Origin of the sequence: Alkaliphilus peptidifermentans DSM 18978 (assembly GCF_900101495.1) — a bacterium.
Lineage (GTDB): Bacteria > Bacillota > Clostridia > Peptostreptococcales > Natronincolaceae > Alkaliphilus_C > Alkaliphilus_C peptidifermentans.
Genome location: NZ_FMUS01000005.1, coordinates 67,729 through 89,808, shown reverse-complemented (window position 1 = coordinate 89,808; position 22,080 = coordinate 67,729). Strand labels below are relative to the sequence as shown.

Genomic DNA, 22,080 nt, shown 5'->3' with positions numbered 1-22,080 from the left:
GGAAATAGAAATGGCAATTACTCAAGAGTTTAAACAAGCAGTAAAAGATAATGATACACTTATGATTAGAATTATGCTAAAGGATAGCTTAGTGGTCGATCCTACATTTGAAGAGTTTAATCAGATGATTTCTTTGTCTGAAGGGAATTTATTAGATTTGTATGAAGAACATGATGGAGAAGCTCTAAAATATGATGTGGACTTATGGACTAAAAATTATATGGATGAACAAATGATACAGGTTGTTTATAATTTTTCAAAAGTAAGAATTGAGCTACTTAAACGTATATGTAAACATTTGTATGGGGAGAGAGCTCAAAAAATCGAGAAGGAACGAATAGTTTCTTCAAATAGAAATCAGATTTCACAGAAACAAATTGGCACAGGTATGGTGGTTGGGGGTGTACTAGCTACAGTGGTAGGAATAACTGTTGCAAAGTCAGTTGTTGTAGTAGCAGGTGTTGCATTTGTGGTTGTTGGAGGAGTGCTAATTATCACTGATAAGTAGGGGGACAGATCCATGAATGAAATCAAAGAATATAGTAGTAATTCAGTTTCTTTGCCAAGATATGAAAGTTTAGATATGCAGTTCCGAGATGCATTACAAGTAGTTAATGATATAGTTTTAAAAAATTATATAACAAAACTGAGAGAACTAGAAGTTGTTCCTCTAGATGAGCAGGAACTCAAATCAAACATTGCTGAAAATGTAAGATTTTTTAAAATTACTGAAATGGTATATGAAAAAGATGAATATTCTACTTACAAGTTTGCCAGTGTTTTTAATGCACTTTCAACAACGAACTGTGCTGTTTTTATTATTATTGATAGTAATGGAGAAAAAACTGATTTTTATTTGGGTATACGTTCACTTGACTCTGAACGCACTACCAACTCTTTAAAAGATACACTGAAAAATGCAATGTTTGGCCAATTTCCTGGCATAAAAACTCAAGAATTTCTTGAAGATGAAATGCATGATATATTGGGGAGAATAAAAGCGAACAGTATATCAGCAGTATCATGTGTAGCTAATAGCAGAGATGAGGAAAATAAAGCAAATAAATCTTTTGTGCAGGGCTTAGAAAAGCTTGCTCTATCAATGCAGGGTGAAAGATACACAGCTATTATAGTTGCAAATGGCACAACACAAGAGCAGTTGATGGAAACACGAAAAAACTATGAGAAAATATATACACATTTGTCACCATTCGCAAATTCTCAAATAAGCTATTCAAATAATAATACAATAAATTTAGCCCAATCATTTACTGAGGGTTTAACAAAAGGTAGTTCATATACAAAAAACCAATCATCTACATATAGTTCTAGTGAATCCAGAAGTGATTCTGTTTCTAATTCAATATCTAAGGAAGGAATGGGAAGTAAAACAACAAAAGGCTTGGCTTCGGCTGTGGGAATCGTGAGTGCTGCCCTTGCACCAATTACTGGAGGTGCTAGTTTAGCTATTGGAGGTGTTGTTTCAGGTGGATTAGGTTTGCTCGGTACAGCCTTACAAAACACTGAGACACATAGCACATCATCTAGTACATCTTTCAGTGAAAGCAAATCTGAGACAAGTGGAGAAAGTTATGGTGAAAATGAAAGTAGGAATGAAGGGACTACAGATACAAAAGGAATAGCTTCTGGTACATCTCAAAGTATTGCGCTAACGATGCAAGACAAGACAATAATAAATACTTTAGAACGTATTGATACACAGCTAGAAAGATTAAAAGAGTTTGAAAGTTTGGGAATGTGGGAATGTGCTGCATATTTTTTATCAGAGAATTCTTATGCAGCTGAAATTGCAGCTTCTACATATAAGGCACTTATGCGTGGAGAAAACTCTGGTGTGGAAGTTTCAGCTATCAATTCTTGGGGGAAAGTTGATGGCATAAAAACAAACTTAATTAAACAATACGTTACAAATTTTGCCCATCCTATTTTTTCCTATAATAGCACTGCAGGAAGTATACAAGTAACTCCTTGTGCATTGGTAAGTGGAAATGAATTAGCACTCCACATGGGATTACCAAGAAGATCAGTTTGTGGCTTTCCTGTAATTGAACATGCTGATTTTGGAAAGGAAGTTGTTAGCTATAATGGGGTTAAAGCAACCCATACTATTAACTTAGGCAAAGTATTTAACATGGGAAGTGACTGTAGTAACAGAGTAAGACTTAATAGAAATAGTTTATCTATGCATACTTTTATTACTGGTTCTACTGGTTCAGGAAAAAGTAATACAGTCTATGAATTACTTGATCAACTTGATACTGTTGGGATTAATTTCTTGATTATTGAACCAGCTAAGGGTGAATATAAAAATATATTTGGTAATAGGCGAGATGTAGTTGTATTTGGAACTAATCCTCTATACTCTGATTTGCTGAGAATTAATCCATTTAAATTTCCACCTAAAATACATATCCTAGAACATATCGACCGTCTGATAGAAATATTTAGCGTGTGTTGGCCTATGTATGCCGCTATGCCTGCGGTATTAAAAGATGCGGTTCTACAAGCATATGAGGTATGTGGATGGGATTTAGTTGAGTCTAAAAATAAATATTCAGATGATTTGTTTCCTACTTTTCAAGATTTGCAAATTGAGCTAATTAATGTAATAGATAACTCCGCATATTCACAGGAGTTAAAAAGTAACTATATAGGCTCACTTGCAACAAGAGTAAAATCGTTAACTAATGGTTTGAATGGACAAATATTCTCTGCAGACGAAGTGGATAATAATGTTTTATTTGATAAAAATGTTATTGTAGATTTAAGTAGAGTTGGCTCATTAGAAACTAAATCTCTCATAATGGGCATTCTGGTGATGAGGTTGAATGAACACAGGATGGCATTTACAGAAGGTATGAATCAGACGCTAAAACATGTTACAGTTTTAGAAGAAGCTCACCATATTTTAAAGAGAACATCTAACGATCAAAACCCAGAAGGTTCTAACGTTGCAGGAAAATCAGTAGAAATGTTGTCAAATGCCATAGCTGAGATGCGAACCTATGGAGAAGGCTTTATCATAGCTGATCAGTCACCTAGTGCTGTAGACATTTCTGCTATAAGGAATACTAATACGAAAATTATTATGAGATTACCTGATGAGTCTGATCGGCGACTTGCGGGCAAATCAGCAGCTTTAAAAGATGAGCAATTGGATGAAATTGCAAAATTACCAAGAGGAGTTGCTGTTGTTTATCAAAACGACTGGTTGGAGCCAGTTTTGTGTAGAATAAACAAATTTGATGGCAAAGAAATTCCCTATGAATATGCAAGATCTCTTGAACACACAAAAGAGGATCATAATATATTTGTTAATGAATTACTAAAATTGCTCTTAAAGGGACGGGTTATTGAAAAAATTGATGTTGATATAGATAAATTAAACAAATTATTAGGAAAAGCAAATATTACTACTAAAAATAAAATAGGTGTACATTTCTTGTTGAGAGAATACTTGAATACAGGTGAACTGACAGTATGGAAAAATGAGCATTTTGATAAATTAGCTGAACTGGTTACTGAGCTACTTGACTGTAAGGTTATTGTAGAAAATTTAGTTCAGAGAGTGGAAAATTTCAAATTATTGACAGATGAACTATATGATATAGTAAGAAAACACACAATTGGGCTAACTAATGAAATAATAATAGCTATATGTCATTGTTTATTGAAGGACTACTCAAAACAAGGAGGAGATAAACTTGAAATATATGCTGCTTGGAGAAAAGAAATCGACAATGGAGGCCTATTGATATGAATGCTTTTATGAAATTTGCAGAAATAAATTGGCAAGATTCTTCATTAGTTAAGTTAGCTAAAGAAATGCCAAATAAGACTATGGATATTAGTGAATTAGACAAGCCATTATCGTTTAGTTGCACTAATGATAGCACTGAGAAAAAAGGATTAACTGATGAAGATAAACAAAAAATTAAAGAAGAAACAGGCTGGTCTGACGAAATTATTGATGCTATTGAGTCTATGGAAGAATATAAGATATATAAGGATGCAGGGTTACAAGAAGCGGAAATCGATGGAAAGAAGTGCTTAATAAGAAACGATATTGACCTTGAACAAAAAGATGACTTTGGACAAACTAATAGGGAGCGTATGGCTAATGGACTTCCACCTATAACCAAAAGTGGAGAAACTGTTGAACTACATCATATTGGCCAAAAGTCTGACAGTCCATTAGCTGAGCTGACAACTCAAGAACATAGGGGTAAAGGTAATGATAAAATTTTACATGATAAATCTAAGGAGTCAGAAATAGATAGAAATGAATTTGCAAAAGAAAGATCTAATCACTGGGAAATAAGAGCTAATGAGAGTGAGTAAATAAGGAGAGTGAATCTTATGGAAAATATTATAAGTGTAATAAAAAAACTAGAAGGTTTAAGACATTCAAAAGGAGTATCAGAAATAGAGATTAAAAGCGCAGAAGAGAGATTAGATTTAGTTTTTTCAGCTGATTATAAAATGTATTTAGAAAACTTTGGGGCTATAAGCGCTAAAGGTATAGAGTTGACAGGTCTAAATGTATCCTCAAGAATTAATGTGGTGGATGTTACATTAAATGAAAGGGAGCTTAATCCTAATATACCATCTAATATGTATGTTATAGAAAATATTGCAATTGAAGGCATATTAATACTCCAAAATGAAAAATCAGAAGTTTTTGAAGCTCGAGAAACAGGCAAGATGAATAAAATTCATAACAATTTAAGTGATTATTTAAGCTCATATAATAGTGTAATATAATTTTAAGGGGGAAGGGGGGAAACTCCATTAAACCCCTTATTTATTCTGCGAAATATTATCATCTTTCTATCAAGACCCACGTGGAGACGGTGACATTGATAACAAGGGTGAAAGAGTAGTGGGTCTGGAAGGGTTTTTATGAAAATTGAATAGTACAATATGTTCCCTCAGACTATAGTTTGGGGGATTTTTCTTTAGAGGGGGGGAAGAAATTTCGCATATAGAGTTTTGCGAAATTGTCATGGGTTTGAATTAAGGGTAGGTTTATCAATTCTGAATTGTTGCATTGGGATCGGTCACAAACTTTTAGCAATCGTATTAAAGACCAATACGATGAAGTGCGGGTGGGACAACGGGGTAATTGTACACGTATACGTAGGAGAAAGGAGCGATATATTTAGTATTGCATAAACTATATTAATATTAATATAAGGAGTGCTCCCATGAAAAACAACAAAATTATTGAGCGATTTAAAAAACTTAAAAGTTCAAGTGCTTTGAAAGATAGTTGTTTTAGCAAATGTGCACCACTGTTGGAGTTATGATTAGCGTCTGTAGACCCTTAGTATCTTCTATTAACCTTCGAGCTGTTTATCTATAGTAATTTCACTGGTTTTGCAAATAATTATTTTATGTTTAGAATATAGCGCTGAAGCGTTAAACTAGCTGTGGAGAAGCCTTATTTACCAACTATAACAATTTATACTTTAAATACCTATATTATTGAATCTTTGAATAATTTTTAACAAAGATATTGATAAAATCAATTAGACAGTGGTTATAAAGTTGAGATATAATTCTAGATGGCTTTTAAGCATAAAGGGCTTTAGTAAGTTGATGGCATTTATTAGTGTAATTTTCTTTCAATGATGGTGACCACTTGTTAGTTTTTATGACAGGTTTGGGAAAAGGAACTATGATTTGTAGCGATAATGGTACTAAAAATTAATGTAATAATAAGAAAGGATGTATGACATAATAGTTTTTTAAAGATGTCATAAACGATAAGGGATGTTGAACTATATTATTAAAAGAATTTTAAGGGGTTTTTCTGTAATATTATTGATAATTATTTTTTCGTTTTTTATTATACACCTAATGCCAGGCGACCCCATAATTACAATGCTTGGGGATAAGGCTACCAACGATCAAATTGTACATATGAGACAAGAGTTGAATTTGGACAAGCCTATGGTTGAGCAATTTTTAATTTGGTTAACGGGCTTTTTACGTCTAGATATGGGAGATTCTTTACTTTGGAAAGAACCTATAATTGATATAGTTATGTCAAGGGTTGAGCCCACTTTTTTATTGGCGTTGATTGCGATCACAATTAGTGTTGCTTTAGGTGTTCCAATAGGTATTAAAGCAGCAAAAGAAAATGGTGGGTTTTTCGACAGAGCTTTCTCCATCGGATCATTAATATCTATATCATTACCTGCATTTTGGATTGCAATAATACTTATACATTTATTATGCGTAAAAATCAACTTATTTCCAGTGGCTGGATATCGAAGGGTAGAAACAGCAGGATTCTTCGTTGCAGTTTATGACCTGTTACTTCCGGCATTAGTTTTAGGAATAATGCACAGCGGACAAATTGCTCGGATGACGAGAACAACAATGCTTGATGTTCTACAACAGGACTATTTAAGAACTGCTCGTGCAAAGGGAATAAATGAAAAGCAGGTAATAAACCTCCATGCTTTTATAAATGCGTTGCCTTCGATTGTGATGGTGGTGAGTTTTAGTTTTGCAGGTTTGTTAGGTGGTGCGGCTGTGATTGAGCAAATATTTAATATACCAGGAACTGGGAATCTTGTGATAACTGCAGTTCATAATCGCGATTATCCCTTAATACAGGGAGTACTTTTATTTATTGGAATTATTTTTGTTTTTATCAACATGCTAGCAGATATAATATGTACATTAATTAATCCAAGGACTAGGTTTGAGTAATATGATAGGCAATAAACTTACATTTAAAAATTCACAAATAAGATTAGGTATTATTTTGATGTGCATACCTATATTGTTGTCAATATTTGGATCTATTTTAACAGAGCATGATACAACCTCTGTTTCTCCTGCAAATAGACTTGAAAGTCCTTATACAGAGCATTTAATGGGTACAGACAACTTGGGAAGAGATGTATTTGCAAGAACCTGTTTTGGTATAAGGATATCATTATTTATAGGTGCTTTCGTTACATTATTTAGCTTATTTGTTGGTTTAGTCGTAGGAACTATATCTGCCTATTATCCTATTACAGAAAAACTATTAATGAGAATTGTAGATGGCATTATGGCTTTTCCAACAATTATATTAGCAATTACTCTAGCGGGTATCTTGGGGTCAGGGGTTATAAATATCATAATAGCGTTATCTATTTCATACTTCCCTATGATAGCTAGAATTACCTTTAATTCAGTTCGCTCTGTGAAAGAAACTGAATATGTTGAATCGACTATAGCTATCGGCAAGGGAGATATTTATATCATTACCAACTGCATACTGCCCAATATTATATCACCAATAATCGTGCAGACAACATATATTTTTGCAATGGCCATATTAAATGAATCGATTCTTAGTTTTTTAGGTGTCGGGATTCAAGCTCCAATGCCTAGTCTTGGTGGCATGGTTAATGATGGAAGGAACTACTTTATGACGGCTCCATGGATTATGACCTTCCCAGGACTGACTATTTCTTTAACTGTCTTTGCTTTAAATACATTTGGAGATGGATTAAGAATTCATTACGATCCTAAGAATAAAAATGTAAATAGAAGAGGAGAAATATGAGTGAAGTGTTGAAAATTGAGAACTTAGAGATTAAAGCTAAGAGTAAAAATGCTATTGTGACCATTTTGGATAATATATCCTTTAGTTTAAAACCAGGACAAACATTAGGAATAGTTGGGGAATCTGGTTGTGGAAAAAGTATAACCGCACTAAGTATTCTAGGACTATTAAACAAACATATCAGCATAACAGGGGGGAAGATTAGTTTTAGAGAGAAAGTGCTTTCTACTATGAAAGAGAAAGAACTGAGGAAAATTTGTGGGAGAGAGATAGGGATGATTTTTCAGGAGCCAATGACAGCATTGAATCCATTGCTTACTATAGGAAGACAGTTGGCAGAACCACTAAGAACTCACCTAGAAATGTCTAAAAGAGAGGCACATAGTCAAAGTATAGAACTATTAAATGATGTGGGTATTAAAGAACCAGAAAAAGTTTTGAAATGTTATCCTTATGAGCTTTCAGGTGGAATGCGACAACGTGTTTTAATTGCCATTGCTATATCGTGTAACCCATTATTACTAATTGCTGATGAACCTACTACAGCTTTAGATGTTACAGTTCAAGCTCAAGTGCTGAGAATTATGAAAAGGCTAATAAAAGAGAAAAGCATGTCGATGTTACTCATATCGCATGATTTAGGTGTTATTTCCCAAATGTGTGAAAGAGTTATTGTCATGTATTCCGGTGAAATTGTTGAAGAAGATACAACAGAAAACATTATTAATAATCCGAAACATCCCTACACTAAAAAACTCTTACTTTCTGCTAAGGAATTAGTGGAAGGTCGAAAGAATCTGACGATTGTTAATGGTTCTGTTCCTAGGCCGGAAGAAATAATTATCGGTTGCAAGTTTGCAGCAAGATGTGAAGAGAGAAAACCACTATGTATGAATGTAAGACCCCCCATAACCTTAAAATTACATGGAAGTGGTAGAGTTAAATGCTGGGAAGTAAATAATTGATAACTATTATAGAAGATGGATGATGAAAAATGGATAATGAGTATTTATTAGAAGTTAAGAATATAAGCAAAAAATTCACCTCAAAAGACCATACTATTCCAGCAGTTAGAAATGTAAATTTTAATTTAAAGAATGGCGAAATTTTTTCAATAGTTGGAGAATCTGGTTGCGGTAAAACGACTACAGGAAGAATAATCTTGAGATTAATTGAAGCAGATACTGGTGAAATATGGTTTAAAGGTAAGAATATTAGAACTATGTCTAAAAGAACATTAAAAGGAATAAGACCTTCTATGCAAATTATTTTTCAAGACCCATACAGCTCTTTAAACCCAAGAATGAATGTGAGAAAGCTCTTATCTGAATCCATAATGACAGATAAAGGATTAAGTAAACAAGAAGTTCAACAGGAATGTGAAAGATTAATTACAAGTGTAGGACTAGAAGTTGATGATTTGAATAAATATCCCCATGAATTTTCAGGAGGGCAAAGACAACGTATAGGTATTGCAAGAGCTATAGCAACAAAACCTGATTTGATAATATGCGATGAACCTGTTTCAGCGCTGGATTTACTCGTTCAAGCCCAAATACTCAATTTGCTTAAAAAGTTACAGGTTGATTATGGTTACTCCTACATATTCATATCACACAACTTATCAGTTGTAAAACATGTGAGTGACCGGATCGCTATAATGTACTTGGGACAAATTGTTGAAGTTGGTAAAACCGATGAGATCTTTGAATCTCCCCATCATCCATATACAAAGCTCTTGTTAGATTCTATTTTAAAAATTGAGCCAAATAGCAATTTAGATTTGGATTATGAATGCTTTGGTGGTGGAGAGATGGAAAATGATGAAGATTTGTGCAGCTTTTATAATAGGTGCCCTTTTGGGGATGAAAACTGCAGAAATTTTGAAAATGAATATGAAAGAATAACTGAAACCCATTATGTGGCTTGTAAAAAAACACATCATAATGAATCAGGAAAGGCAGCAGTGATTCGCAGTTGACTTTAATGTTAAAATTAATTAAAAAGGTGGAGTTATAAAATGAAAAACAAACTATCAAAAGGTATAAAAATTATGATAATAATAGCTTTATTGGCAACACTTTTAACTGGGTGTCAATCTGAGCCTACTAGTGTAGACTATGATGATACTATAAATGAAGAGGGAAGCAATGAACCAGTATATGGTGGAGAAATAACAGTTGCTTTTCAGTCAGCACCAGACAATTTTGATCCTGATCATCCATCAGCGGATTGGGTAGTAACAGCAGTTACGAATCATGCTTATGAAGGGTTGTTCGAGTTCAGTGCCAATAACGAAGCAATACCACACTTGGCTGAATCATATACAGTTATTGATGATGGGAAAGCCTATGAAATAGTTTTAAGAAAAGGTGTTAAATTTCATGATGGTGAAGAAATGAAAGCGGAGGATGTTAAAGCCTCTATGGAGAGATGGTTCAAGGTTAACCCTGCTGGTGCTGCCATTGCTCATTCTCTAGTTGGTATTGATATCATAGATGATTATAAAATATTAGTGAAATTTGATGAAGTTTACTCACCTTTTATAAATATTTTAGCGTCTCCTGTTTCTCGTCAGAAAATGCTTGTTAAGAAAAAAGAAATAATTGATAAATTTGGTGAGTCTATAATAACAGAACATATTGGGACAGGTCCGTTTTATTTTGACGAAATAGTTATGGGACAGAAAGTAGTTTTAAAGAAGTATGAAGATTATACACATGTAGAGCTGGAACCTTCTGGTTTATCGGGGAAAAGAGTTGCATACTTGGATCAAGTAACGATTGAGTTTGTTCCAGAAGAAAGCGTGCGAGTTGCGGGACTGCAGAGCGCCCAATTTGCTTTTATAGACGAATTGTCAACTGATAGATACGATGAAGTTGAAAACTTTCCCAACATTTCTCCAACGGCAGCTAACTTTGGTACTATTGGAGTAGTAGCATTTAACAGTGGTAAAAGTCCATTTGATGATGTTAATCTAAGGAGAAGTGTTGCATATGCAATTAACCCTTATGATATGGCAGCTGCACAAGTAGGGGATAGTAAGTTTTGGAGTGTTGATGATGGTTCTTGGTTCACAGAGGGAAGCATTTGGCATGATGCGACAGCGGGGGAAGGTATATATGACAGCCAGAATATAGAAAAAGCTAAAGAATTTGTACGGAACTCCAACTATAATGGAGAGTTAATTACTATTTTAGGTGTTAGAGCTGATATGTATATGAGTAATGGAGCACTAGTATTACAAAATCAGTTAAAAGATATTGGATTGAATGTAGAGGTACAGTTGTATGACCGATCAACATATAGTGATTACAGGAAGAATGGCAATTGGAATATTACTCTTTCCCGTTGGAGTGATATGAATCCAGATCCTCAAGTGTTTGAGCCGTGGACCGGTACAAATGGTTGGATCACTAATTGGGATGATGAGGATTCAAGAAGAATGGATGAAATTTTTAAAAGAATGGAAAAGGAAATTGATTATGATAAAAGATACGAAATCGTAAAAGAGTTTTATAAAGAGTTTTGGAAGAGTGTCCCTTATATCAAGGTTTTCAATGATAAAAGGCTATATGGAATTCAAGACAATGTAAGAGGATATGCAGGCTATGGACAACCTTTCTTCTGGAATGTTTGGATCGAAGACTAGGAGCTCATCTCATGAAAAGTCAGAATATAAAAAAGGCAACTATTGTATTGAATTTACAAAGGAGTATTATTGGCGTAAAATTTGTAGACTTTCAAAATGAATTTGATGCCTTAAAAATTCCAACACCAGCAAAAAAAGGAACATTGTGTTATCTCTTGAGAGAAGCTATGGAGGGTAATATTTTAAAAGCTGTTGATAGTAATGTGACCTGTGAGTATGCTAGATATGCGTTGGGTTTATCTAAACCAGACATTACTATATCAGAAGGTCGTAGCTATCACTATAGCGGACTTTACCAAAGTAAAGGAGTTGCAAGAGAAATAGTATCTAGTATGAAGTATCTGAGTCACGAAATATATGGAATTGTGGTTGGACCATTGGAGTTAATGGAAGATGCCGACATTGTGATTATGGTTGATTATGCAGAAACTATTATGAGGGTAATGCAAGGTTATGCATATAAATTTGGGAGCCCCAAAAATCTAAATTTCTTTGGGAATCAAGCTGCGTGCGGAGATTTAATTTCTAAACCATATTATAACAATGACATCAATGTTTCCTTGATGTGTAGAGGTATGAGAGCTAATGGTAGATTTGAAAAAGGAGAATTAGGGGTGGCCATTCCTATAGGCATATTTGATACATTGGTAGACGGAGTTGTTGCAACTGCCAATCCCGTTTCTAGTCATAAAGAGAAAAAACGCATACTAAATGCACTTGATAACAATGACTTAGGTAACAAAATTGATATGCATTATAACTATGGTATTGGTTTAAAAGAGTACGACGAGAGGGTTAAAAAAATAAGGAATAACAGTATATAGATTTTATCTAACCAATTACTATGAGTTGTCTCTAAGGTATGAATATTAACACGTCTGTTGCATTTTGATGGAGGTAGCCCACTTGCCAATCAGACTTACCGTATTTGCAGCTCAATATTTAACTATGGCAGGTGGAATAATTAGGAGATATGTCAAAAACCTCTTTAATTGAACTAAGGATTATTCTTGAAAGTCGATTTAAAAATCCGGTTTCAAGAACAGCAACTGCCCGTGGACTGGTAAAGAATAGCCTGTTGATAAATAAACTAAGAATAATAGCTAATGAATAAAAGCCCCTTTCACGATGGTGTGTGAACAGGGCTTTTCTGCTTAAGAAGTACATAGAAGGTATAAATAGAAAAAGTAAAATTGTCTTTCTAGAATATGAAGAAGACTATATCACAAAAGATAATTCACCCTATAACTTCTGTAGGTCGGTTTTCTGATTCCTATTATAAGACGGAAGCTACATTTGTTGACTTCATTCGAGATGAACAGTTTGCAGTTAAAGGTGATTACAAAGAGACTTGGGAATTTATAAAACTAAACGGAAATTCCCTCAAACGGTATAGCAATTTTCACTTATTCTTTGAATACAAAAAGATAGATTAACTAAATGAATATAATCACGAAAAAAACACAGCACATTGATGTTGTGTTTTTTTCGTGCAAAAAATGAGGGAAAGTGAATGAAAAAGACACAGAAAAATCAAGCAACAGTTAATAATAGCCTATTAAATATTATTACCCCAATCGGTAATGAACTTAAAAGAAACAGCCTGATTGTAGGTGAAAATACAGGGAGAATTTATGGTATCGTCAAGTACTCGCAAAAAGTAGATTATGGATGGCTAGCAAAGATTACAAATATACCGGGAACAGTCGTTGGAATTTCATTTATACCGGAGTACATGCCTCATACACTGACTTGGCCGTATTATTTTTAGAGAACTACCCCCTAGGGGATTATTTATATCAGAAGATAAATTTTACATATTGTGGAATAATAGATATATAGGGCAGTTAAAATGATATGTAGAAACTGAGAAGTAAGTGGAGGTGTCGAGGTTGGATCAAAGAATACAGGATGAATTACAAATGCTTATAGACATTATTACAGGAATTATTCCAGTGGAGCAGATATTTCTTTTTGGTTCATATGCAACTGGCATACCACATGCTGACTCAGACTTAGATATCTTTGTTGTAATTAAAGAGGATGCTGATATTCGCGAAATTGATGCAATGAAACTGATAAACAAAGCAATTAGGGATAAAAAAACAATGCCAGTAGATGTGATAGTTAGCAAGAAAAATAAATTTAATCAACGAAAGTATATTCCATCTATAGAGCGTCAAATAGCACAGGAAGGTATGGTGCTCTATGGATAATTAACAAGTGCAAAGGAATGGCAAAGGTTTGCAGAAATGGACTTATTGAGTGCAGAATATCTTCTGAAGATGTGTCCTATTCCTATTGAAATTATCTGTTATCATTGTCAACAGTCAGCTGAAAAATATCTAAAGGGATATCTAGTATTGCATGGGATGAATCCACCGAAGACTCATGACCTAGATCAATTACAAAAGCTATGTGCCAATGTATCTGATAGCTTTTTAGATATAGCAGATCATTGTTCCGACTTAACTGCTTACGGGGTACAACCTAGGTATCCAATGAATTAATGCTAGAGGAAAGAGATATGCAGGATGCCTTAATAAGTGCGAAGGCAATTAGGGATTTTATTATCAATATAGCACCAAAAATGGTACAAGAAGAGTAGGAGTATATATAATAATAGAACTACCATCCCCCTAAGGGGGATTATTTTTTTAGAGAGCAAGCGCTATTCCGACTTGATTTTGTTGACACTATCAACTCCAGACATGTTGAAGCCGTAACACTGCTTACAAAGTAAGCAGATGGCAGTAGAAATCGCGAAATCAAAGATTTGAGATTTTCTTGCATAAGTTCGTCGACAACTCCTTTGTCGTTGGACGAGCTAATATACGTCTCATGTCAGGAATGTCAAAGAGCACGAGAGAAACGAAGTGGAATTGGGAACATTCTACGACTGAGGCTGTTGTGCTGATAGAGAAGTTGAAATTAGTGATATGTTTTACCAATGAAAGTCCAATCGGAACCTTCTGCTTTTCTACTTAGGGTATTGTCTGCCTGCATAAATCGTTCGAAATCCATTCCAGTTTTTCTTCAGGGATTCTTATGCTATGATCCTTTTCAAATAATGCAATCCTTCCTCTCTGCAGTCCACAAAAATTAGTAATTATAAGTGCTATTGTTGCCCCTTTAATTATTTAGTATTATAAGCCACCAGCCCCCATATTAATCCCACAAAGTACACAATATATTATTTTTGACATATATTGTAGTGCAGATAGACAAATTGACTTCGCCATCTTATTTAAAAATTAATTCATTACAAGGAGGAATCATATATGTGTACTGAATTTATTTTGCCTGGGCAAAAAAATATTAAAGTCTCTGGTCGTACTATGGACTACACTGATGATCTTCATTCAAAGTTTGTTATAGTTCCTAGAGAAACAAGAGTGCAAAGTTTCATTGATGGAGATGAAAAAAATTTCCTGAAAGAAGGGATGAGGTGGGAATCAGACTATGGTTTTGTTGGAATAAGTGTCTTTAACATGCCCTTCTATGCTGATGGCCTAAATGAAAAAGGTTTATCAGCAGCCCTACTGGTTTTGGGTGGTACTCAGTATCCAAAACCCTGTAAATGTAATGATAAAAATATTCCCATGGTTTATCTATTACAATATATTTTAGGAAAATGTAAAGATATTGAAGATATAAAGAAAATCTTACCTCAAGTAACTATCTGTGGACTATTGACCCCCCTACGATTCTTTAATGACTTTCATCTTATTGCACATGATGCCAATGGCGATAGTATTGTGCTTGAAGCAGAAAACAGTCAAATTAATCAATACCACAATGAAGGTGCTTCAGTTTTAACTATTAATCCCTTTTTACACTGGCATCTAAAAAATTTGAAAAATTATCGTAACCTTAATAATAACTCACAAGATGGTAGTAGTTTGCATGGGCTTCCGGGAGATTCTACATCATCTTCCCGCTTTGTTCGCACTTCTCTACTACGAAAATATTCTTCAGTTAGCCAAAACATTAATCAGGAAATACAGCAAGCTTTTTACATTATTAATAGAGTAACCCTTGTTAATGGTGAAAAATCACATGAAGGTGGAGTTCATATAACACAATATGAGGTTGTTAGAGACCATAAAAATAAAAAATATTATTTTCGCAGTAATCAAAACCAATCTATTAGAGTTTTGAACTTTGAAAAAATCGATTTCAGTGGAAAAACAAAGTATGATCCTATACCAATAACCACAGGTACTTTATATGAAGAAATATTACCATAACTTGGCGAAGAAGGTTAAAGAACTGAATTTGCATTAATGTCTCTGAAGTCCCATATCTAGGCTTTTTGACTAGGCTGTGGCTAAAATCAAGGTGATTAACAGTTTATCTTCATTATTTATTGTGGGGATATTTTTTTTTCAAAGTATAAGCCCACTTTCAGTTCTCTAAGCTAACTAATACATTATAGTGTATCGACGGTATTTCGGCCAAATCAGGACAGGCGTTTAGTGATGATCATCTCAACCTTTTTAGCTTCAACATCCTCCATCATGCAACACAAAGAACACAGAACACAAAGGGACGGTTCTAGTGTGTTGTAAATGGAAAGACTGACAAGAATAAGCATCGGCATAATAAGATAAACATATAGAGCATAGAAGGAGCACGCAAGAACTATCCCTTTATGTCTCCTGTGGGAAGGTTCAATATGAGTTTGTTGCAATTATCTACTGATTATAAAGGTGTTTCGTGATATTGCTCTGTTCATCATAATATGATAAAATCAATTTATTACAAATGTAAGAGTTAGGAGGTCTAATGATATGAGTATGTTACCTACTATTTCTGAAGCAGAATACGAGGTTATGAAGATTATATGGTCAAATGAGCCCATTAGTACCAATGAAGTTGTCGATAAACTTTTGGAAAGTAGCTCATGGACTCCTAAGACGATTCAGACCCTGCTTTCTAGATTGGTTAAAAAAGGAGTTTTGGACTACACAAAAAATAGCAGAATATTCGTGTATACTTCATTGATTAAACAAGAAGATTATGTAGAGAAAGAAAGCAAATCTTTTCTTAACAAATTCTATAACGGAGCTATTAATTCAATGCTTGTGAATTTCATTGAAAGCAATAAATTGACAAATGATGAAATACATGAATTAAAGAAGATGTTGGACGAAAGGCTAGACAAGGGAGGAAAGTAGCCTATGGACTTCTTTTATCTACGTTTATTAATAAGTTCCATTGTGACATCCTCCTTGATTCTTCTTATCTTATTGGTCAAAAGGATATTAAATAAACATATTTCTATGAGATGGCAGTACAATATTTGGTTTTTGGTTCTAGGTATGCTCACTATACCCTTTATACCAATGCAATGGATTGATGGTATAGGTTTATATAAATGGGGAGGTAGCATAAGTATCAACGAAATTATTACCCCACATATATTTGACCTACATTATAAAGAATATAATTCATTAAATAGTGCTGGCTGGCTGGATGACTTTGCACTATCTGTAAGCCGCTATACTCCCGAATACTTAAACATGTTCTTCATTGGAATATGGTTTGCAGGCATAGTTATTCTTATAGCAATCACGATACTCTGTACTGGTCATATTAAGAACCTAAAAAGATCTATTAGATCATTGCAAAATGAAGAAATAGAAAAGTTATTTGTGCAGTGTAAAGATGAACTTGGCATTACCAAGAAAATTATACTGGGGGAGTCCTCTTTGGTACAGACTCCTATTACTTTTGGACTTCTACGTACATATATTATACTCCCTACCAATATTGTAAAGCACTTATCTAGTAATCAAATCAAGTATGTTTTTTTGCATGAGCTGAACCATTACAAAAACAAGGACATTTTTATCAACTATTTGATGTGCATTTTTCAAATGCTGTACTGGTTTAATCCTCTGGTGTGGATAGCCTTTAAAACCATGAGAACAGACCGAGAAATAGCCTGTGATATTTCTGTATTAAAGATGCTTGATGAAAGCTGTTATATTGATTACGGAAGAACTATTATTTATTTTATTGAGAAATTATCACAGCCCTCATATCTGTATTTAACCATAGATATAAGTGCTTCCAAACAACAAGCAAAAAAACGAATAGAAAAAATAACTGCATTTACAGCGGAATCAAAGCAATTGAGAGCTAAGAGTATCCTTATTTTTGTTTTTATTGGATGTATTATTTTTAGCCAATTTCCTATGATCTCAGCTATCTCTTATAAGGAAGGCAGATTTGATTTTCAAAAAGAACATCTGTTGTATGAGGATTTAAGTCCCTTCTTCAATGGTTTTGATGGAAGTTTTGTGTTATATGATTTACAAGATGATCAGTATTGGATTTACAATAAGCATATAAGTACAGTCAGGGTATCCCCCAACTCTACCTACAAAATATTCAGTGCTTTAATGGCATTGGAATTGAATGTGATACAGGATGGAAATTCATCAAAACATTGGAATGGAACGAAATACCCTTTTGAAAAATGGAATCAAGACCAAGATTTATCTTCTGCAATGAAGTATTCTACAAACTGGTATTTTCAAGATTTAGATAGATCGGTAGGGTTAAGTAACTTACAATCCTATTTTGAACAAATCCAATACGGCAATTATGATTTATCTGGAGGGATATGGAACTATTGGGTAGAATCCTCATTGTGCATATCTCCTGTGGAGCAAGTCCAGATGCTAAAAGATTTTTATACATATAATATGCCTTTCAAAGAGGAAAACATTAAGGTAGTCAAAGACGTATTAAAACTGTCAGAAAAAGAGGGAACCATTCTCTCTGGAAAAACAGGAACAGGTATTGTTAATGATAAGGGCGTCAATGGTTGGTTCATCGGATATGTGGAGAAGGCAGGAAATACCTTTATTTTTGCCACTTATATCAGAGCAGATAATGAAGCTAGTGGAAGTGTGGCAGCAGAGATAACCCTCTCTATATTAGAAAGCAAAAACATATATTAAGTAATAAAGTAGGGTGCGGCTTACCAACGTGTTCTAAATATACCTTCCTTTTCTATTTTACAACGAGAGACAAAGATAAAGAAATGTTGAACATAATATTCTCATTCTTTTATCCTTGTCTTGTTTTGTTGGATAAATATATTTTCGAAAAACCTAAATAATAAGGAGCTATTAAAAGTAAAAAATTAATTGTCTCATATCAAAAAACTCCAATCCATTATACTATAATATACTACTATAAAGTACCAAAGTGTTATTTCGTAGTTTTGTATATAGTAAAGATTCTTCAATAACTCTAGTGATTCTAACTGTTAAGGAACCAGGTTGTCTTTATTATATATAACAATAAAAAATATCTTTATAAAAGCACTTGACTTTTTAATATTACACATGTAATATTTAGATAAAGGATAGTTATATTAAAGAAAGTGAGGTTTTTAAGATATGTATAATGTTAAAAAGGCAATAAGTTTAATCACAATACTCAAGGAGGTCTTATGAAAAGATTTTGTAAACTTATAATAATTTTAATTGTTTTATTATCCTTAGTTGGCTGCAATAAAAATGGTGATATTTCTCAAGGAAAAGTTGAGGTTTTTGAAGAATTTTACAAAAGTGGTTCAAGCGATGAGAACTATATTGAGTTATATAAGATAAATGATACGATTTGGGTACATACCAGCTATTCAATATACAATGGTTATAGGGTACCCTCTAATGGTATTGTTGCAATATCTTCAAATGGATTAATTTTAGTTGATACTCCATGGAACAATGAGCAAACAAGAGAGTTGTTAACCCTTACTAAGGATGTGTTTAAGAAAGATATTAGCATTGCAATCATTACACACGCACATGAGGATAGAATAGGTGGTATTGATACATTACTTGAAAATCAAGTAGATGTCAGAAGTACTAGCATGACTGTTAAAGAGGCTGAGAAGCGTGGATTTAATAAACCACAACCAAAACTTGACTCAGAACCGAACTTTTCGGTTGGAAATATTGATGTGGAAGTTTTTTATCCTGGAGAAGGGCATACAGTTGACAATATAACAGTTTGGTTTCCACAATATAAAGTTTTGTTTGGTGGGTGTTTCATAAAATCCTTAGATTCAAAGGATAAGGGTAATATTGAAGATGCAAACGTTCAACAATGGCCGTATTCAGTAAAAAACTTACTAGAAAAGTACCCTGATGCCGAAGTAGTAATACCTGGGCATGGAGAATGGGGAAGTATAGATTTAATTAAACACACATTAAAATTAGTAAGCGAGTAATATAAAAAGTCCCTCTCAGTGAGAACACAAAGAACACAAAGGGACGGTTCTCGTGTGTTGCACAAGCGCTGTTAGATTACTTAATGAATATAATAATAAAAAGATATGAGTGTAGTCACTCGAAGCTTACCTTCTGGGGATAGGTTTCGTTATAAAGTTCAAGCACTAACATTTATTTGGTAAATTGTGTTGCGTCTTGATTGAGAAAAATTAGGATGATATCAAAGGCTTAAAAGATTTTGTGTTGGATGAATTTGGGAATGCTATAAGGATAGACGATGATTAATGTTAGAAATAAGAGAGAAAGTTAGTAGATAACGGATAATGATGCTATAATTATAATCAAGGTCCATTGTAAAGTTGGGCAGAGGTCAAATCGGGTTTGGGGCTGGCCCCAACAAGCAGGGCAAGTGTATTGACACTTGCCCTGCTTGTCGTTTAGCCTTCATCAGCTTTGGGCGATGATTTCTGCAGTAGTTAAGATACCGATGAAATATTTCTGTACATTAGTATGTTTGGTCAAGAGAGGAAAAGACAAAATCTAAATGAACACTAAAAATAGACAGGAAAGAGATTAGGTTTTGAGGTGATTCAAATCTTGATTTTTACATACATCCATGTTAGAATAAAAACAAATAAACAATTTGTTTTTATGTTCTGGAATGGAGGCGTTTTATGTTGTGGCTAAATTTACAGAGTTAGAAAAAGAAAAAATTCGAGAAGAATTGCTTAAAGTTGCATATCGGTTTTTTATAGATAAAGGCTTTAAGAGTACATCTCTTGAGGATATTACTTCATCAGTTGGCATTGCAAAGAGTTCTTTTTATATATTTTTCGAATCAAAAGAAATGCTATATATGGAATTGTTAGCACATGAGGGAGAGCAAATTGAAAAGCAGGTTTGGCCAAAGGTTATGGCCGCAGAGGATATACGTTCAGCTATAAAGATATACTTAAATGAGATGGCGTTGGAACTAGAAGATAAAATTTTAACTCAAAGGTTGGTTTATGACCTTGAGGAGTACAAGCTTGTATCTAGAAAGCTAAATCCAGATTATGTTGGCTCAGAGCATCTAAGAAGCATCGTCCCTCTTATGGAGTTTATAAAGTCACGTCAAGAATCTAAGGAGATTATCGATGAAGAACCAGGCATTATAGCTGGAGTTTTAAGAGCAGCTTGGTTAATAGGTTCTCAAAAGAGAGATTTGCAGCAATACAATTATGAAAGAATTAAAGAGTTATTGTTCGAAGCTGTTGCTGATCGAATCACTCGATTTTAATTTAGACTAGATAAAGATATTGTGATATAAAAGTATAAAGGTGGTTATTTATGACAGAAAGAATAATTCGTTTTAATGATGTTCATATCTGTACTGAGGTTTATCCAAGCATGCTGCAAGTTTATAACTTCTATATAAAAGCTAAAGTCAGGAGTGATTTTTAATGAGTAAAGATATTAAACAAGTAATTGAGATAGCAAAAAAACACAATCTTTTTCTTAAAGAAGAAATGATGCAGTTTAATGAATCAGGGCTTGATTTTCAAGTTGTTTTTGCACGAGATAATAATGGAATTGATTGGGTTCTAAGATTACCTAGACGGGAAGATGTGATGCCTAGAACAAAGGTAGAAAAACAAGCTTTGGATTTGGTAAATAAGTACGCTGTATCCTTTCAGGCACCAAACTGGATCATTTACACAGATGATCTAATAGCTTATAAAAAGTTAGATGGTGTGCCAGCAGGTACGATAGATCATAACATAGGTAACTATATTTGGGAGATAGACATAAATAATGTTCCAGAACTATTTCACAAGTCGCTAGGCAGTGTGCTGGCAGAGATGCATAGCATACCTAGTAGTAAAGCCGCAGAGCTTGACCTAGTAGTGCACACACCAGAAGAAGCAAGAATGTCAATGAAGCAGCGTATGGATGCAGTAAGAGCAAAGTTTGGTGTAGGTGAGAATCTATGGAACAGATGGCAAGCATGGATGAATGATGATGATATGTGGCCTAAGAAAACTGGACTGATTCATGGGGATGTACATGCCGGCCATACTATGATTGATAAGGATGCCAATGTGACTGGATTAATCGACTGGACTGAAGCTAAGGTTACAGATGTTTCGCATGACTTTGTTTTCAACTATAAAGCTTTTGGAGAAGAAGGGCTGGAAGCTTTGATTCTTGCTTATAAGGAAGCTGGTGGATATTACTGGCTTAAGATGAAAGAGCATATTATCGAACTTGACGCAGCATACCCAGTTTCAATCGCTGAGTTTGCATTAGTGTCTGGCATTGAGGAATATGAACAGATGGCAAAGGAAGTATTAGAAGTGCAAGGTTCGTAAGCGGTGTAAAGAAGTTATCGATATGTTCCCACCTACCGATGGTTCAAAAAATGCCGTGGATATGTTTAAAAAGTAAGGCTCAGAAAGCCTTGAGAACAATATATTACAGAGGATGTTAAAATTAAAAGTAATTCTGTCCTCTCGACTTTAGCCCTCGATATGCCTTCATAGGAACATATCGAGGGTTTATTTTTAGGTAAAAAATGAGCCTAAAATTAGATAGGGTTGAGT

At 34.0% G+C, this 22,080-nt stretch carries 19 protein-coding genes and 1 pseudogene; all 20 read left to right on the top strand.

The window, feature by feature from the left end; all coding sequences use genetic code 11:
* The first annotated feature begins 10 nt into the window (after window positions 1-10).
* Window positions 11-508, top strand: a complete 498-nt coding sequence (locus BLP68_RS05330; protein ID WP_091540922.1) for a hypothetical protein — start codon at window positions 11-13, stop codon at window positions 506-508.
* A 12-nt stretch (window positions 509-520) separates the two neighbouring features.
* Entirely contained in the window at window positions 521-3,781 is a 3,261-nt protein-coding gene (locus BLP68_RS05325) for an ATP-binding protein (protein WP_091540921.1), read from the top strand.
* Entirely contained in the window at window positions 3,778-4,362 is a 585-nt protein-coding gene (locus BLP68_RS05320) for an HNH/ENDO VII family nuclease (RefSeq protein ID WP_091540918.1), read from the top strand. Before BLP68_RS05325 ends, BLP68_RS05320 begins: the two co-directional genes overlap by 4 nt.
* Before the next feature lie 18 nt (window positions 4,363-4,380).
* Window positions 4,381-4,785 (top strand): SMI1/KNR4 family protein, encoded by a 405-nt coding sequence (locus BLP68_RS05315; protein WP_091540917.1) that lies wholly within the window; start codon window positions 4,381-4,383, stop codon window positions 4,783-4,785.
* Between the two features lie 1,011 nt (window positions 4,786-5,796).
* On the top strand, window positions 5,797-6,744 hold the full coding sequence (locus BLP68_RS05310) for an ABC transporter permease (protein WP_091540914.1): 948 nt from the start codon (window positions 5,797-5,799) through the stop codon (window positions 6,742-6,744).
* Window position 6,745: 1 nt separating this feature from the next.
* The gene (locus BLP68_RS05305; protein ID WP_091540912.1) at window positions 6,746-7,591 is read left to right on the top strand and encodes an ABC transporter permease; all 846 of its coding nucleotides are present in this window, start codon (window positions 6,746-6,748) and stop codon (window positions 7,589-7,591) included.
* A complete protein-coding gene (locus BLP68_RS05300) occupies window positions 7,588-8,556 on the top strand; it encodes an ABC transporter ATP-binding protein (RefSeq protein ID WP_091540909.1) in 969 nt (322 codons plus the stop codon). Before BLP68_RS05305 ends, BLP68_RS05300 begins: the two co-directional genes overlap by 4 nt.
* Window positions 8,557-8,585: 29 nt before the next feature.
* Window positions 8,586-9,572: an ABC transporter ATP-binding protein gene (locus BLP68_RS05295; RefSeq protein WP_091540906.1), complete on the top strand. Its 987-nt coding sequence runs from the start codon at window positions 8,586-8,588 to the stop codon at window positions 9,570-9,572.
* A 39-nt stretch (window positions 9,573-9,611) separates the two neighbouring features.
* A complete protein-coding gene (locus tag BLP68_RS05290; RefSeq protein WP_091540904.1) occupies window positions 9,612-11,243 on the top strand; it encodes an ABC transporter substrate-binding protein in 1,632 nt (543 codons plus the stop codon).
* 11 nt (window positions 11,244-11,254) lie between these two features.
* Window positions 11,255-12,067 carry a DUF169 domain-containing protein gene (locus tag BLP68_RS05285; RefSeq protein ID WP_091540902.1) on the top strand — a complete coding sequence of 271 codons (813 nt, stop codon included), beginning with the start codon at window positions 11,255-11,257 and terminating at the stop codon, window positions 12,065-12,067.
* A gap of 149 nt (window positions 12,068-12,216) precedes the next feature.
* Entirely contained in the window at window positions 12,217-12,357 is a 141-nt protein-coding gene (locus BLP68_RS21645) for a hypothetical protein (protein ID WP_176758876.1), read from the top strand.
* A 399-nt stretch (window positions 12,358-12,756) separates the two neighbouring features.
* A complete protein-coding gene (locus BLP68_RS05280; protein ID WP_330389079.1) occupies window positions 12,757-13,014 on the top strand; it encodes a hypothetical protein in 258 nt (85 codons plus the stop codon).
* A 121-nt stretch (window positions 13,015-13,135) separates the two neighbouring features.
* Entirely contained in the window at window positions 13,136-13,459 is a 324-nt protein-coding gene (locus tag BLP68_RS05275; protein WP_091540899.1) for a nucleotidyltransferase domain-containing protein, read from the top strand.
* A gap of 21 nt (window positions 13,460-13,480) precedes the next feature.
* A pseudogene (locus BLP68_RS05270) lies at window positions 13,481-13,753 on the top strand (HEPN domain-containing protein); the annotation flags it as partial.
* Window positions 13,754-14,524: 771 nt separating this feature from the next.
* Window positions 14,525-15,493 (top strand): linear amide C-N hydrolase, encoded by a 969-nt coding sequence (locus BLP68_RS05265; RefSeq protein ID WP_091540897.1) that lies wholly within the window; start codon window positions 14,525-14,527, stop codon window positions 15,491-15,493.
* Window positions 15,494-16,036: 543 nt separating this feature from the next.
* Window positions 16,037-16,423: a BlaI/MecI/CopY family transcriptional regulator gene (locus tag BLP68_RS05260; RefSeq protein ID WP_091540895.1), complete on the top strand. Its 387-nt coding sequence runs from the start codon at window positions 16,037-16,039 to the stop codon at window positions 16,421-16,423.
* Between the two features lie 3 nt (window positions 16,424-16,426).
* The gene (locus BLP68_RS05255; RefSeq protein WP_091540893.1) at window positions 16,427-18,217 is read left to right on the top strand and encodes a BlaR1 family beta-lactam sensor/signal transducer; all 1,791 of its coding nucleotides are present in this window, start codon (window positions 16,427-16,429) and stop codon (window positions 18,215-18,217) included.
* Window positions 18,218-18,714: 497 nt separating this feature from the next.
* Window positions 18,715-19,497 (top strand): subclass B1 metallo-beta-lactamase, encoded by a 783-nt coding sequence (gene bla, locus BLP68_RS05250; protein ID WP_091540889.1) that lies wholly within the window; start codon window positions 18,715-18,717, stop codon window positions 19,495-19,497.
* A gap of 680 nt (window positions 19,498-20,177) precedes the next feature.
* Window positions 20,178-20,777 (top strand): TetR/AcrR family transcriptional regulator, encoded by a 600-nt coding sequence (locus BLP68_RS05245; RefSeq protein ID WP_207647873.1) that lies wholly within the window; start codon window positions 20,178-20,180, stop codon window positions 20,775-20,777.
* 163 nt (window positions 20,778-20,940) lie between these two features.
* Window positions 20,941-21,849: an Mph(B) family macrolide 2'-phosphotransferase gene (locus tag BLP68_RS05240; RefSeq protein ID WP_091540883.1), complete on the top strand. Its 909-nt coding sequence runs from the start codon at window positions 20,941-20,943 to the stop codon at window positions 21,847-21,849.
* Window positions 21,850-22,080 lie beyond the last annotated feature (231 nt).